The following is a 14,636-nucleotide window of genomic DNA, read 5'->3' as shown; positions in this document are numbered from 1 at the left end:
TCCATGTTGGTCTCGTGCGGGAAGGCATCGCTGTACATGAAATCGAGCCCGCCGCGTGGCACCCCGAGCGCAACGCGATGGACTTCATAGGCATCGCTGTCGACGAGGTCGGCGCCGATCAGGTCGGCCACCTTCTGCTTGAGCTCTTCGGGCACAAATATGCGCCAGCCCAGGGCGTCGTGCCGCGGATCGGCAAACGCGAGATCGGGCGTGGTCGCCGGCTCGCCATCCCACGCCGCCAGCACGCCCATGCTGTCGGAGATATTCTCCACCGTGACCTTGGCGCGCAGCTTGTAGAAGCCGAGCTTGTCGGCGAGGTTCTGCGCCAGCGCGCGGGGCACGTCGAGCAGGAACCCGCCGCCATGGCCTTCAGGGGCTTCGGTGATCAGGAAGTCGGCAATGATCTTGCCCTGCGGCGTCAACAGCGCGCCGAACCGGCCAAGCCCGGGCGCGAGCAGCGTCACGTCTGTGGTGACGAGGCCGTTGAGGAAGCTGCGGGCATCCTCGCCCGCGACCTTCACTACGCCCCGATCGGGAAGAAACGCTGCTTTCATAGGCTAAATCGGCCTCTTTTGACGTAATTTCTCAAGTTCCTGGGGAAACGCAGGTGCCCCTGCAAAGCTAAGGCGGTAAGGTGCCCCCAACAAGCCCTGTGCGTAAGCCCAAAGCAGGCGTTGAGGACCGATGAATCAACGATTTGATACCATTCTAAAATCCGGCACCGTGGTCAATCAGGACGGCGAGGGCGTCCGCGACATCGGCATTTCAAATGGCCGGATCGCCGCGATCGGCGGGCTCGGACAGGCCTCCGCCGCCGAGACGATCGACTGCAAGGGCCTCCACATCCTGCCGGGCGTGATGGACACCCAGGTGCATTTTCGCGAGCCCGGCCTGACGCACAAGGAAGACCTCGAGACCGGCTCGCGCAGCGCCGTAATGGGTGGCGTCACCGCGGTGTTCGAGATGCCGAACACCAATCCGCTCACGGTCACCGAGGAGACGTTCACCGCCAAGATCAGGGCGGGCCACCACCGCATGCATTGCGATTTTGCGTTCTTTATCGGTGGCACGCGCGAGAATGTTCAGGATCTGCCTGAACTCGAACGGGCCCCCGGCTGCGCCGGCGTAAAGGTGTTCATCGGCTCGTCCACCGGCGCGCTGCTGGTCGAGGACGACGAGAGCCTGCGCCGCATCTTCCAGGTGATCCGTCGCCGCGCCGCCTTTCACGCCGAGGACGAATACCGCCTCAACGAGCGCAAGCCGATCCGAATCGAGGGCGATCCGCGCTCGCATCCGGTCTGGCGCGACGAGACGGCGGCGCTGATGGCGACGGAGCGGCTGGTCAACCTTGCGCGGGAGACGGGAAAGCGCATCCACGTGCTGCATATCTCGACCAAGGAGGAGATCCTGTATCTGCGCGACCACAAGGATGTCGCATCCTGCGAGGCGACGCCGCACCATCTCACCATGGCCGCGCCCGAATGCTACGAGCGGCTCGGCACGCTGGCCCAGATGAACCCGCCGGTGCGCTCGGCCGATCACCGGGCGGGCATCTGGTACGGCATCGAGCAGGGCATCATCGACGTGCTTGGCTCCGACCATGCGCCGCATACGCTGGAGGAAAAGGCGAAGACCTATCCGGCCTCGCCCTCGGGGATGACGGGGGTGCAGACGCTGGTGCCGTTGATGCTCGATCACGTCAACGCCGGGCGGCTGTCGCTGGCTCGCTTCGTCGATCTGACCAGCGCCGGCCCCGCGCGCCTGTTCAACATCGCCTGCAAGGGCCGCATCGCCGCGGGCTATGACGCCGATTTCACGGTCGTCGACCTCAAGCGCAGCGAGACCATCACCAACAAATGGGTGGCCTCGCGGGCGGGGTGGACCCCCTATGACGGCGTCCGCGTCACCGGCTGGCCGGTCGGCACCTTCGTGCGCGGCAAGCGCGTGATGTGGCAGGGAGAGGTCGCGACGCCGTCAACCGGCGAGCCGGTGCGGTTCCTGGAGACGCTGAAGGCGTAAGGGTATCTCTGTTCCAAACAACGAGTGTCGTCGCCGGGCTCGACCGGGCGATCCAGTATTCCAGCGACGGTTGTGTTCGATCGAGAAGCCGCGGCGTACTGGATCGCCCGCCCCAGTGCGCAATTGCGCACAAGGCGGGCGACGACAGCGGAGCAAGTTACTGCTTCGCCAGCTTCAGCGAAAACTCGCCGTTGCGGATGCGGGTGGGGAGTCCTTCGGCGAATTTCGCCACCGCGTCCTCGCCATAGGTCGAGACCAGTTCGGCGAGCGCAGTGAACAGGCTCGCCTGCGCGAGGCAGTCGCCGTCGACGCCGTCGTGCCGCGCCTCGGCCCAGGCTTCGCTCAGATAACTCAGCGCAGTCTGTTTCTGTTCGAGATCGGGAAGCGGGTCGTGGTCGATCGAGAAGGCGGCTGGACGGCTCATGAACTCAACGGAATCTGCGCGCGAACCAGGGCGGAACGCATCTCACGCGATACCTCTAGCATGCGGGACGGGCGCGCCTAGCCACATCTTTAGGAAAGGTTAACAGCCGCCGATGCAGCCCAGGATATCCCCCGGCGTCGCGCAGACATGGTGCGCGCCGGCGCGCAAAAGCTCGTCCCGGCTGCCGTAGCCGTACAACACGCCGATGCCTTTCATGCCGTTGTTTTTCGCACCGACCATGTCGTGGCTGCGGTCGCCGATCATCAGGGTTTTGGCCGGATCGACGGAAGCTTCCTTCAGCGCGTATTCGAGCAGATGCGACTTGTCCACGCGGGTGCCGTCGAGCTCGGAGCCGAACACGCGCACGAAATGACCGCGCAGGCCGAAATGGTCGATGATGCGCTCGGCGAACACATGCGGCTTGCTGGTGGCGACGAACAGCCGGTGACCGGACGCGCAGAGCGTCGTCAGCACCTCTCCGATGCCGTCGTAGACGCCGTTCTCGTAGAGGCCGACATCGGAAAACCGCTCGCGGTAGAGCGCCACTGCGCGGTCAGCGGCGTGATCGGCGCCGAGCAGCGTCACAAAGCTCGCGCGCAGCGGCGGGCCGATGCACCAGGTCAGCTCGTCCTCGGTCGGGATGGTGTGGTGATCGAGCCGTTGCAGGGCATACTGGATCGAGCGGGTGATGCCCGGCTTCGGATCGGTCAGCGTGCCGTCGAGGTCAAAAAAGATCGCGTCCATTTTCTTCAGTTCGCGTAGCGCGCGGTGAGATCGCGCGAAATCTTCGAGCCTTCTTCGATATATCTGCGAATCGCGACCGAGGCTGCGGGCGTGCAGGTCCGGTAGGTCTGCTGGAAGCCGTTATAGCCACGGTTGAAGCCGGCGATCATGCGGGCGCGGCGCTCCCCGGAGGGGGTTTCGGCGTCGATCAGCGCCTGCATTTCGTTGCGCCATTTCGCCCCTTCATTGGCGCCGCAGATGCCCCGGAGGTAGTGCAGGGTGCCGAGAATCTCGGCCAGCCGCTGCAGGTCGCCGTCAAACGGCGCGGCGGCATCCTGGGCCCGCGCGGGGGCCAGATGGCAGGCCGAGACGAGGATGAGGGCGGCGAGGGCGTGCTTGAGCATTTGGGGGCCGATATGCCCCCTCGGGGCGTCCGAAGCAAGGCGGGAGGACCCCGGAGGAACAGCTAGACCAGCTTCCGGGCGGCCGCGATGACCTCGGCGAGGCCGCCGGTAACCTTGAGGTCGCCGAGGCTGTCCGGCGCCAGCCATTTGAAATCGTCGTGCTCGTCGTTCAGGACCGGCTCCCGGGCCGTCCAGCGCGCCGCGAACGACATGATCAGGTAGTGCCCGCCGCCGGAGGCGCCTGGCAGCACCTCGCGCCAGCCGGCGAGGCCCAAAATATCGATCCTCAGGGACGTCTCCTCGTCCACCTCGCGGTGAAGCGCGGTGTGCAGCGATTCGCCGAATTCGACCCGGCCGCCGGGGAAGGAGTAGAAGCCCTTGCCCGGCGAGCGGGCACGGCGGACCAGCAGGACCTTGCCGTCGCGGAAGATCGCGCCGCTGACGGCGAGCTGGGGGCGGGTCGGCTGGACGGGGGAGGTCAACGGAGCATCCGGTGCATGGAACCACTTGTCGGTCGATCATGCCCGATCGGTTCGTTCAGGTCTAATGCGACTGGCGCGATCGTTATGGCTAGTTCGACATAGCCGCTGCAACATCAACGTCGGAACCGTTGATGACGCCGCCGGCCAGCGCCACCAGCGGCTTGACCCAGGCGGTGGCCTGCTCGGCAAGCGTGGCGCGCGTCCGGTCCTGCTGGGCTTCGCGCATCGCCTTGCCGACGGCGGTGAGGATCGAAGTCATCGTCGTGGTGAGATGATCGAAATCGGCGCGGATCTTGGGGTCGGCGCATTCATAGGCCTCGATCGCGAGATCGCGCGCCTTGAAGTTGGAGGCCCAGAAGTGCTCGGCGTAGGATAGCGGAGTCCAGGTCAGAAAATCTTCCGCGCATTCCGGCATGTCCGGAACCATTTCGAGCAGCATGATGGCTTCGTTGAAATGATTCAGGTAGTCGGTGGCGAGCCCGGTGCGCGGGTTGATGTTGGCCGCGCGCAATTGCGCCGCGCGGGCTTCGTCGATAAAGCCCGTCGGTGGCGGCATCTGGCGATCTGATCGCGCATCGTTGGCGGCCGTTGAGTTCATTTGGGCCCACTGTTAGCAGCTTGGGTTAACACGCATTAAACGGAAGCTTATGTTGGTGAGATAATGTGCGGACGCTTCGTAATTACCTCTCCGCCAGCGGCGCTTCGGCAGATTTTTGGCTACATCGAGCAGCCAAATTTTCCGCCGCGGTACAATGTTGCACCGACGCAGCCGGTGCCTGTGATCATGCTGGAGAACGGTGGCCGTCACTTCCAGTTGATGCGTTGGGGTCTTGTTCCGTCGTGGGTGAAAGATCCCCGTAGTTTTACTCTGTTGATCAACGCGCGCGCCGAGACGGTGCGCGAGAAGCCCGCGTTCAAGAACGCGATCAAGCGACGACGCTGCCTGATTCCCGCCGATGGTTATTACGAATGGCAGGATGCGAACGGACGCAAGCGGCCGTTCTTCATCCATCGCCGCGATGGCCAGCCTGTTGGTTTCGCCGCGCTCGCGGAGACCTGGATGGGACCGAACGGCGAGGAGACCGACAGCGTCGCGATCGTCACAGCAGCAGCCAGTCGCGACCTTGCCGTGTTGCATCATCGGGTGCCCGTTACGATTGCACCGGAAGAATTCGAGCGCTGGCTCGACAGCCGCGCGTACGACGTCGACGACGTGATGGAACTGCTGCGCGGGCCGTCCGAAGGCGAGTTCGCCTGGCACGAGATTTCCACGCGCGTCAACAAAGTGGTCAATGACGACGCGCAATTGCTGCTGCCGATCACGGAGGAGGAGCGGGCGGCGGAGGAGTCGAAGCCTGCGAAGAAGGCCGCGCCGCGCAAGGCATCGGCGCCGGAGGATGACGGGCAGGGCTCGTTGTTTTGAAGGCTCGTTGTTTTGAAGGCTCGTTGTTTTGAACCTCACTTGAAAATATTCAGCGCGGCGTATTGCAGCAGCATGATGGTCTTGGCGTCGACAATGCGGCCGTCCGCGATCATCGCCAGCGCTGTATCGATCGACAACTCCAGCACCTCGATGTCCTCGCCTTCCTCGGCCAGTCCGCCGCCGTTGCCGATGCGCATCGCGACTTCGTATTCGGCGACGAAGAAGTACAGCCTTTCCGTGACCGAGCCCGGGCTCATGAAGGCCTCGAACACTTTTCGCACGTCATGCAGGCGATAGCCGATTTCCTCTTCGGCCTCGGCGAGAATTCGCTTCTCGGGCGTCTCGTCGTCGAGCATGCCGGCGGCGGCCTCGATCATGAGGTCGTCATGGCCGGCCAGATAGGCCGGCAGGCGGAACTGCCGCGCCAGCACGACGGTGCGGTTTGCAAGGTTGTAAGGCAGCAGCGTCGCGGCATGACCGCGGTCGAACACTTCGCGCTTCTGTGTCTGCCATTCGCCATTGCCGCGGCGATAGTCGAACTCGACCTCGTTCAGCCGATAATGCCGGTCAGAAAGGATCTCGACGTTCCTGACGCGGACGCGATCGGAGATGGTCATGGCAAGCCCTGTGAAGTCAGCGCGGCGGCTCGCGGCCATCGATCCATTTGGCGAACATGATGGTCTGGGCCTCTTCGTAGCCGATCGACTGATAGAACGCGGCGACGCCGGCGTTTTCGCGCCGAACCAGCAATTGCAGCTTGGCAATGCCTGTAGCGCGCAGCCAGTCCTCGGCCGCGTTCATGATGGCGCGGCCAAAACCCTTGCCGCGCAGCGCCGGATCGGCGGCGACGTAATAGACCCAGCCGCGGTGACCGTCATGGCCGACCATGGCGGTCGCGACGATCGCATCATCGTCGCGGCCGATCAGCACGGTCGAATGCGGTTCGCGCCGGGCGAGCGCGATGTCGGCTGAGGGATCGTTCCACGGCCGCGTCAGGCCGCAGGCCTGCCACAGGGCGATCACGGCCGCGATGTCGGCATCTGCTATGTCTGAGACGGCGAGTGCGGGAACGGGCTTTGCAATCGAAACAGTCACAGCACCTTGCCCGGATTCATGATGCCCTGGGGATCCAGCATCGCCTTGATGCCGCGCATCAGTTCGATCGCGACCTTGTCCTTGACATCAGGCAGTTCGTCGCGCTTGAGCACGCCGATGCCATGCTCGGCCGAAATCGATCCGCCCATCCGCAGCACGATCTCGAACACGACAGCGTTGACCTCGTGCCAGCGCGACATGAAGTCGGCGGTGTCGCCGCCGATCGGCTGGCTGACATTGTAGTGGATGTTGCCGTCGCCGAGATGGCCGAACGGCACCGGCCGCGAGCCCGGAATCAGTTTCACCACGGCCGCGTTGGCTTCCTCGATGAAGGCCGGCACGGCGGCCACCGGCACCGAGATGTCGTGCTTGATCGAGCCGCCTTCCGGCTTCTGCGCCGCCGACATTTCGTCGCGCAACTTCCAGAAACCGGCGCGCTGCGAGAGGCTGGCGGCGATCACGGCGTCGTCGACGATGCCTTGCTCCATGCCGCTCGCGAGGATCGATTCCAGCGCGTCGCGCGCATCGTCGCGCGAGGACGACAATTCCATCAGCACGTACCAGGGGTGCCTGGTCGCGAGCGGATCGCGAACGTCGATGCCATGCCGCAGGCTGAAATCGACGGCGATGTGGGCGAGCAGTTCGAAGCTGGTCAGGCTGCCGGCGGCCTCGTTCCGCGCGATCGAGAGCAGCTTCAGCGCCTGCGCCGGCGACGCAAGCCCGACATAGGCGGTTTCCACCGCACGCGGCTTCGGGAACAGTTTCAGCGTCGCCGCGGTGATGATGCCGAGCGTGCCCTCGGCGCCGATGAAGAGGTTGCGCAGATCGTAGCCGGTATTGTCCTTCTTCAGCTTCGACAGGGCGTTCAGGATGCGCCCGTCGGCGAGCACGACTTCGAGCCCGAGCGCCATCTCGCGCGCGACGCCAAAGGCCAGTGCGGCGGTGCCGCCGGCATTGGTGGAGAGATTGCCGCCGATGGTGCAGCTTCCTTCCGCGCCGAGCGACAGCGGGAACAGGCGATCGACCTCGGACGCGCGCTGCTGCGCGATCTGCAGGATTACGCCGGCCTCGCAGGTCATGGTGTTGGAGGCGGGATCGATGTCGCGGATCTTGTCGAGCCGCCGCAGCGACACGACCACCTCGCCATTATGCGGGGTCTGGCCGCCGACGAGGCCGGTATTGCCGCCCTGCGGCACCAGCGCGATTCCGTGCTCGCTGGCGATCTTGCAGATCGCGGACACTTCCGCCGTCGAGCCGGGCCGCAGCACCAGCGGCGAGCGGCCGTGGAACAGGTCGCGCTCCTCGGTGACATAGGGTGCGATATCGGCCGCATCGGTCACCGCATATTTGTCGCCGACGACGGCGCGAAACTTCGCGATCAGTTCAGTGGAAAGCGGCGGGATGGCGTTCTGGACGATATTCATCTTCTTGCTCTTTCATTCCCGCCCGTTCATTGGCGTCCGACTGCGGCGCGGCGCAGCCGGTCGTTGATGGCTTCGCCCAATCCATCGTCCGGTATCGGCATCACCGCGATGGTGTGCACGCCTTTGGCATCGAGCGCGCGCAGGAAGCCGAACAGATTGGCGGCGGCCTCATCGAGATCGCCGCGCTCCGACAGATTCATCACGGCAGGGGCGGCGTCAATTCCCGAAATTGCTCCGAGCCCGAACGCGAGCAATGCTTCGCCGGGCTCCAGCGCAACGGCGTCGAGCCGCACGCGCGCGCGCGGCGCGTAGTGCGAGGCCAGCATGCCCGGCGCCAGCGGTTTGCCGTTGTCGCCCTCAGTGTCCGCCGGCGCCTGATTCAGCGCGCGGCCCAGCACGCGTTCGATTTCGGCGCGCGGCAGGCCGCCGGGGCGCAACAGCATCGGCGCGTCGAAGCAGCCGACGATGGTCGATTCGACGCCGACCTCGACCGCGCCGCCGTCGACGATCAGGTCGATGCGGCCGGAGAGGTCGCTCGCCACATGGGCCGCGGTGGTCGGTGAGACGTGGCCCGAGATGTTAGCCGACGGCGCCACCACCGCCCCGCCGAACACGCGCAGGATGTCGCGCGCGATTCCGTGCGCGGGGATGCGGACCGCGACGGTATCGAGGCCGGCGGTCGCCAGATCGGCCACGGCGCAGCCTTGCGTCTTCGGCAGCACCAGCGTCAGCGGTCCCGGCCACAACGCCTCGGCCAGCGCGGCTGCGGCCGCATCGAACCGGGCGATCCGCCGCGCGGCGGCGAGATCGCCGACATGGGCGATCAGCGGGTTGAAGGCCGGCCGGCCCTTGGCCTGGTAGAGGCGGGCGATCGCGGCCGGATTGGTGGCGTCGGCGCCGAGCCCGTAGACGGTCTCGGTCGGGAACGCGACCAGCCCGCCCCCGGAGAGCGTGCGCGCGGCCGCCGCCACGGCGGCCTCTCCGGCAGGCAGGATCTGGGTGTTCAGGCCGATATTCACTGTGATTAATTTCCTTAAATGGGCTGCTTGCGGTCGCCGAAACCCAAGGCTATAAGCCGCCTTCCAAGTCGGAGTGTGGCTCAGCCCGGTAGAGCACTGCGTTCGGGACGCAGGGGTCGCAGGTTCGAATCCTGCCACTCCGACCATGATTTTCTTAAGCTTTTCGTCTTCTTTCACGATACGCGGCCAAGTCAACCCCGCGATCAACCCCAGATACGATGTTCTTGTTTGGTTTCGTCGTGATGGCAACTGCCGCCTCGCGCAAGAATTCCGGGTGTTGGTGGCCGTAGGTATTGAGCAATACCTCGACAGACATCCCAAGAAACCCAGCTGACTTCCATGGATCTGCGCCGCGCTGCATCAGCCAGGTCGCGGCCGTGTGCCTCAACGTATGCGGAGTGACCTTTCCGGCGTCCGTGGATAGCCTGGCGAGTCCAACGGCGCTTCGGAAGCCCGACTTGACGGATTTGACCGCCGCGCCGTTGAACTCGACAAAGTGCGATTCGATGGCGCCCGTCCTGACCCAGCGGCGCATGTGGGCAAGCAACCGGTTAGGGATTGGTGCCGGCGGCTGCCGCTTCTTGGTTGGACGCCGTCCCTGGGCCAGCCGATAAAAGATGCCGTTTTCAAGATCGACATATGATCGGCCCTTTTCTCGGTAGGGCGACGCGGATGCGATGGCGCCGGCCCGGGTGCCGGTATATAGGCCGATCAGAATAAAGCGCGCGATATGGCGAAGCGGGCGCTTGCTGGTTTCAATCTTTTGATTCTTGTGAGGTCCGCGATGCCGTGTCTGGATTTCGCGGTAGCGCCAACATGCCCATAACAATGCTGCTGCTTCGTTGCGAGTCAGCCATCGATCACGACCTGCACCTCGTGCGGGAAGCGCGACGCGAACCAAACCGCGATGCAGACCTTCCCTTGCATGGTGATTGATTGCTGCACGTAGATCTTCCAGGTCGCGACGGGCCCCTCCGGGTCGACCGCGGACTTTGACATACTGCCCGCAAGTCTGCGCATTCACCTCGGCTAACATCTTCCCGCCAAAGAAGTCGTTGAGACGACCGATCCGGTCGGCGAACTCGGTCACTTCAGACTGCGGCGAGCCTCGCTCGATGTAAATCGCCTCCCGATGGGCGTGATAGATTGCAAGCACATCGGCGACGTCAATGTCTTCGATATCACGAACGCGCCGCGGGGGACGGTACTTCGAAGTGATATACCTTACGAGGGCATCTTCAGCGGCTTTCGGCGGCTTTCGTTCAGCTTCGCTCGCAAAGACTCCTGTGGCAACCTCGCGATCTCCATCGCGGATGGTCCAGACGGCGTTGGCGATGAGGCGTCCGTTTCTTCTCTTAGCCTTGCGTTTGTAGAGTCTAGGGCCTTTGCTGATACGCGGCATAGCTCCCTCATACGCTCGATATGGGCCAGCGTCGTAAAATCCTTACCGGCGATGCGCTCGATAATAAGGCGACCACGCAAAGCTTCCTTGCGAAGCCCAGAACTCGTCATCGAGCCATCGGGAAATGCCAGCGAAGCTGCGGTGGACAGCCGAATTGGATCGTTGGGAGCAATTTCGCTTCGACGGTTTGTTGGTGCACCCATGGTGGCAGGCTCGCTGGGTTTCTTCGGCGTTGCGCTGGCAGTCGCGCATTTCAGCGATGTTGCCTCTCCTCGCGACCAAAGAAAACGACGCTCTCATTGCATGTTGAGTGTCCCGCATCGCACGCAAGCGTATTCTCGCGCGCGCACTCGCAGAGAAACCTGGGTCAGCAAAGCTTAGCGTAGCAGAAATACTTGTGTGTTCGTAGGCACTTTCAGCATTGGATATCGGGCTCGCCATCTTGATAGCTTGGAAGGTGCCTGATACCGGGGAGCTGTCCGGGAATCCTTGATGTCGCGCGGACAACCAAATCGAGCCATCTGCAAAGAGCATGCTCATTCGACCCGCTTCACCACAAGACGAATCTGGGGTCAGGAGTTTGACTCTCTTCGGGGCCGCCGTTCGCGTACAAAGCCACGAACATTTCCGTTCTCGGTCTGTTTGCCAGCATGGCCGCCTGGAGGAATCCTTGCTGCCGATGATCCGGATCCTTTGATCGTCGACTTCGACCGCATCGATGATCGAATGATATAGCCTTTGGGGGTGTTGGAAGTCGCATCCAGCTTCATCAACCGAGCGAATGCGTCAATCTTCTCCGCATTGACGGCGGCTGCCCTACCGCGTTGGGCGCAGGAAGGATCCAGAGCGACTTTGGCCCGGTCCCGTTGAGCTCAGAGCAGCGGTGCGCTCTCGCAGGATATCGTCGAGCTCGACGATGCCGTCTTCAATCGAGCGGTAAAGCCCGCTTCATGCGATCTTCGCAATCGCTCAACCCTTCTGCAGAGCCAGCATCCGGCACTCGGCGGACTCGCTCTTTGCCGCCTGACGCTCGATCAGTGACTTCAGAAGGTCGGCGATGCGGCCGGGCGCCAGCACGCGCTGTTTGAGGGCGGCCCGTCCGATGACCTCCTATATCCTCGTTGGTCATCAAACTGAATCCTCAAATAGGAGCGCACATGATCGGACAAGCCCGCTCGATCGGCGGAGTTCAGCAACCGCGGCAGATGTTTTTCAGCTTTGCGGCGGTTCGGGCCTCTTCCGCAACGAACGGGTCCTTGTAACCTGACGACGAGGCACTATCGGTTTCGACAGGCTTCCTGGCTTTTGGCGGAAAAGCCGCATCGTAACAGGAGAGGCGGGCACTGGTGCTCTCGATCGCACTGCAATTCGGTTCCGTCGCGGAAGCGGTGAACGCAGATGTGCTTAATGTCGAAGCGAGCAGGAATGCCACCGTCGGCTTAGCGGATCGAATTCTGCTCATATCGAAGATCCCGTCACGATCCACCTCTGGTAACCCAAGAAGGACGCTCGCCGGTCCAGATTGGAAGAGTATCCCACTCTGAGCAACGCATACGGCGCTCCTCACCTCCGACGCTCACGAAAACAAAAGGCGCATCGTCCCGGCCTGTCTTCAAGCCGACGAAAATTGCCGGAACTCTGTAGGCACCTCTGATGATTGCAGTGTTTGCCATTATCGGCTCCCTTGGCCCAACCAGTTCCAGGCATTCGATTCGCATTTTGAACGCATGGCGGCTGGCCGCTTGCAGCTACAGAATAGCTACGAGCGCGATCAGCAGCGCGAGGAAGACCGGCACCAATAGCGGCGGCACAAGCCACTCACGGATATTGAAGTTGTCGGATTTTGACATTCTACCGCCTTCACTAGATTGAGGCGGGAGCATAAGCTCTCAGTCACCGATAACAGCCACGAAGCGCGCGGTGATGCGCATCATATGGCAGTTTTCCTGACGACAAGCCAGATGAATCTTGGCCTATTGCTGCCGCAGCAGATTGGCAGCGAATTGCGTCTTTAAATCGGGTGGGTTCACCCGCCGGCCGCTCCACGCACCTTGACAGCACCTTCAATCGAAAGAACCCAATCTCCAGTAGTTCGCGGGCCAAACGCCTATACTGGTTCAGCTAATTCAATTGCTGGTGCGCGTAACACGACGGGGGCCCACTACCTGGTCAGAGCATGGAGATGCTGGCCGAGTTGCCGTTGCAGATAGGGCTTGGCCAGGAAGCGGGCTCCGGCGGGAAGATCCTCGACGGCAGGTTCTATCTGGCCCGAAGTGACCACCAGCGCGATCGGAGGCCAGCGGTTGCGAATAATGGCGAGAAGTCCCAGGCCGTCCACCGAGCCCGGCATCTGGATATCAGTAAATACGATCGCGATGTCGCGGTGGTCTCCAAAAGCACGATGGCATGATCAGCATCGACGGCCTCCAGGACCTCAAAACCAAGCTCGCGCACCATTTCAGCCGCGTTCAGACGAATGAGAAACTCGTCCTCGACTATCAAAACAAGTAATTTGTAAGCCACCAAATGGGGTACTTTACTCTTGAGGTTCACGAATAACTGCCGTGGGTTAGTATCGTTCCCAGAACATTTCACCTCGTTAGGCGTTGGCCTTGGAACCGCAATGCTCTCTGAATATATTCAATGATGACCGACCTCAGCGCCGACGTCACCGCGGTTCAACAGCTCAACGCTGTCCCGAAAATTTTGGATGCCGTAACCCGAATCACGGGCATGGGCTTTGTAGCGGTCGCCAGAGTGACGAGCGATCGATGGTTGTGCTGTGCCGTTCGTGACAGCATCGATTTCGGCCTTGTGGAAGGGAGCGAGCTTCGCGTCGAAACGACGATCTGCAATGAGATTCGCGAACATGGCGAACTGGTTGTCATCGATGACGTCGAGACGGATGCCGGATTTTGCAATCACCCCACGCCGCACATCTACGGTTTCAGAAGCTACATCTCGGCTCCGATCAAGCGGGCGAACGGAGAGATCTGGGGCACGCTCTGCGCGATCGATCCGCGACCGCGAGAAATAGATCGACCTGAGATCGTCGATAGCGTTCGACTCTTTGGGGAGTTGATCGCTGCGCAGCTCGATCTCAACGAGCGCTTCAAGCGCTCTCAAGCCGACCTTGCCGCGAGGTCGGAGAGCCTGCTGGCCAGTGAGGTAGGGCGGCAGTCTGCTGAAGCGGATCTGAAAAGCACCCGAGCCGATCTGCTTGATGAACGAAAGACCTCGGAGCTGCGCGAGCAGTTTATCGGCGTCTTGGGACACGACCTCCGCAATCCGCTGGCGTCAATAGCCGGCGGCATGCGTGTTCTCCTTAACAATGCGAATAGCGAGCGAGCGCCAGACATCGTCGCATCAATCCAGAAATCCGTGATGCGAATGGCGGGTCTGGTGGACAACATCATGGACTTTGCCCGCGGTCGCCTCGGCGGCGGATTGACGATCAGGCCCGACGCCAACCAGCCACTGACCCCAGTGATCGAACACGTCATCAACGAAATGCGTCTGGCGTGGCCAAGCCTTAACATCGAGACCGATATTGCCCTGAACGAGCCGGTTCGTTGCGATCGCATCAAGATCAGCCAATTGTTCTCCAATTTACTCGGGAATGCGATCACCTATGGCGACATCGACAAGCCAATCATTGTTTCGGCGAAGACGGGGGATGGAAGATTTACCCTCAGAGTGACTAACTACGGTACACCGATCTCGGATAAGGCGATGCAAAGCCTGTTTCTGCCTTACACTCGCGGCGACCGTCCCAGCCAGCAAGGTTTAGGTCTCGGTCTCTACATCGCATCCGAAATTGCGCGAGCCCATGACGGGACGCTTAAGGCTGTCTCGAGCGGCAAAGAGACAATTTTTGAGTTCAGTATGCCGGCAACGACGCAGGCAGCTCCCGCGAGTAGGCAGAGTAAATAGAATGACTACGCAGGAGCGACTAACAGCGTGGTCCCAGGAGGTTCTTGACCAGGCCGCCAAGCTCCCGCCGGGACCAGAAAGGGATGCGCTGATAAGACCCGTCAGACCGATGTCGCCTGCCACCTGGATGAATGGGCGCATTCGCCGGAACTGCAGCCACGGGTCTGATAGCCTAAACGTTGGAACAATCCGTTGCCCAAGTCAGGTGATGGGTCCATGCTGGATGGCTCGAATTCGATTCTGCGGCCCTTATGGACGCAGCCTATCCAGTTGCCGCTGCTTAGATCC

At 62.3% G+C, this 14,636-nt stretch carries 15 protein-coding genes and 1 tRNA gene; 4 read left to right on the top strand and 12 right to left on the bottom strand.

Annotation, left to right across the window (positions count from 1 at the left end; translation table 11 throughout):
• A partial coding sequence (locus V7E26_RS09780) for a YgfZ/GcvT domain-containing protein (protein WP_442893376.1) occupies positions 1-554 on the bottom strand: 554 nt, incomplete at its 3' end.
• Positions 555-684: 130 nt separating this feature from the next.
• Between V7E26_RS09780 and V7E26_RS09775 the strand changes: the two genes are divergently transcribed.
• Positions 685-2,019, top strand: coding sequence for a dihydroorotase (locus tag V7E26_RS09775; RefSeq protein WP_324415241.1), 1,335 nt, complete (start codon positions 685-687; stop codon positions 2,017-2,019).
• Positions 2,020-2,176: 157 nt separating this feature from the next.
• On the opposite strand, the gene V7E26_RS09770 is transcribed toward V7E26_RS09775, so the two are convergent.
• The 5 genes from V7E26_RS09770 to V7E26_RS09750 form a co-directional block, all read right to left on the bottom strand.
• Positions 2,177-2,443 (bottom strand): hypothetical protein, encoded by a 267-nt coding sequence (locus V7E26_RS09770; RefSeq protein WP_324415240.1) that lies wholly within the window; start codon positions 2,441-2,443, stop codon positions 2,177-2,179.
• Between the two features lie 99 nt (positions 2,444-2,542).
• Positions 2,543-3,187, bottom strand: a complete 645-nt coding sequence (locus tag V7E26_RS09765; RefSeq protein ID WP_324415239.1) for an HAD family hydrolase — start codon at positions 3,185-3,187, stop codon at positions 2,543-2,545.
• 5 nt (positions 3,188-3,192) lie between these two features.
• Positions 3,193-3,570 carry a TIGR02301 family protein gene (locus tag V7E26_RS09760; RefSeq protein ID WP_324415238.1) on the bottom strand — a complete coding sequence of 126 codons (378 nt, stop codon included), beginning with the start codon at positions 3,568-3,570 and terminating at the stop codon, positions 3,193-3,195.
• A gap of 62 nt (positions 3,571-3,632) precedes the next feature.
• A complete protein-coding gene (locus V7E26_RS09755) occupies positions 3,633-4,052 on the bottom strand; it encodes an NUDIX hydrolase (RefSeq protein WP_324415237.1) in 420 nt (139 codons plus the stop codon).
• Between the two features lie 88 nt (positions 4,053-4,140).
• Positions 4,141-4,650, bottom strand: coding sequence for a hypothetical protein (locus V7E26_RS09750; protein ID WP_324415236.1), 510 nt, complete (start codon positions 4,648-4,650; stop codon positions 4,141-4,143).
• Between the two features lie 63 nt (positions 4,651-4,713).
• Between V7E26_RS09750 and V7E26_RS09745 the strand changes: the two genes are divergently transcribed.
• Positions 4,714-5,475, top strand: a complete 762-nt coding sequence (locus V7E26_RS09745) for an SOS response-associated peptidase (RefSeq protein WP_324415235.1) — start codon at positions 4,714-4,716, stop codon at positions 5,473-5,475.
• Positions 5,476-5,510: 35 nt separating this feature from the next.
• Here V7E26_RS09745 and V7E26_RS09740 read toward each other — a convergent pair whose 3' ends face one another.
• From V7E26_RS09740 to V7E26_RS09725, 4 genes are read right to left on the bottom strand one after another with little or no spacing between them, the layout of a single operon-like run.
• The gene (locus tag V7E26_RS09740) at positions 5,511-6,092 is read right to left on the bottom strand and encodes an NUDIX domain-containing protein (protein WP_324415234.1); all 582 of its coding nucleotides are present in this window, start codon (positions 6,090-6,092) and stop codon (positions 5,511-5,513) included.
• 16 nt (positions 6,093-6,108) lie between these two features.
• Entirely contained in the window at positions 6,109-6,570 is a 462-nt protein-coding gene (locus tag V7E26_RS09735) for a GNAT family acetyltransferase (protein WP_324415233.1), read from the bottom strand.
• Positions 6,567-7,994 carry an FAD-binding oxidoreductase gene (locus V7E26_RS09730; RefSeq protein WP_324415232.1) on the bottom strand — a complete coding sequence of 476 codons (1,428 nt, stop codon included), beginning with the start codon at positions 7,992-7,994 and terminating at the stop codon, positions 6,567-6,569. The genes V7E26_RS09735 and V7E26_RS09730 overlap by 4 nt, the downstream gene beginning before the upstream one ends.
• Positions 7,995-8,020: 26 nt before the next feature.
• Positions 8,021-9,013 carry an L-threonylcarbamoyladenylate synthase gene (locus V7E26_RS09725; RefSeq protein ID WP_324415231.1) on the bottom strand — a complete coding sequence of 331 codons (993 nt, stop codon included), beginning with the start codon at positions 9,011-9,013 and terminating at the stop codon, positions 8,021-8,023.
• 69 nt (positions 9,014-9,082) lie between these two features.
• On the opposite strand from V7E26_RS09725, the gene V7E26_RS09720 reads away from it, so the two are divergent.
• Positions 9,083-9,159, top strand: a tRNA-Pro gene (locus V7E26_RS09720).
• Between the two features lie 8 nt (positions 9,160-9,167).
• Here V7E26_RS09720 and V7E26_RS09715 read toward each other — a convergent pair.
• Complete coding sequence (locus V7E26_RS09715; protein ID WP_324415230.1) at positions 9,168-10,415, bottom strand: tyrosine-type recombinase/integrase; 1,248 nt, start codon at positions 10,413-10,415, stop codon at positions 9,168-9,170.
• 2,161 nt (positions 10,416-12,576) lie between these two features.
• A complete protein-coding gene (locus tag V7E26_RS09710) occupies positions 12,577-12,765 on the bottom strand; it encodes a hypothetical protein (RefSeq protein ID WP_324415229.1) in 189 nt (62 codons plus the stop codon).
• A 296-nt stretch (positions 12,766-13,061) separates the two neighbouring features.
• Here V7E26_RS09710 and V7E26_RS09705 point away from each other — a divergent pair, with 296 nt between their 5' ends.
• On the top strand, positions 13,062-14,348 hold the full coding sequence (locus V7E26_RS09705) for a GAF domain-containing sensor histidine kinase (protein WP_324415228.1): 1,287 nt from the start codon (positions 13,062-13,064) through the stop codon (positions 14,346-14,348).
• Positions 14,349-14,636: the final 288 nt, after the last annotated feature.

The organism is Bradyrhizobium sp. (genome assembly GCF_036735945.1).
Taxonomy (GTDB): Bacteria; Pseudomonadota; Alphaproteobacteria; order Rhizobiales; family Xanthobacteraceae; genus Bradyrhizobium.
This window is presented reverse-complemented; position numbering and strand designations above follow the sequence as displayed.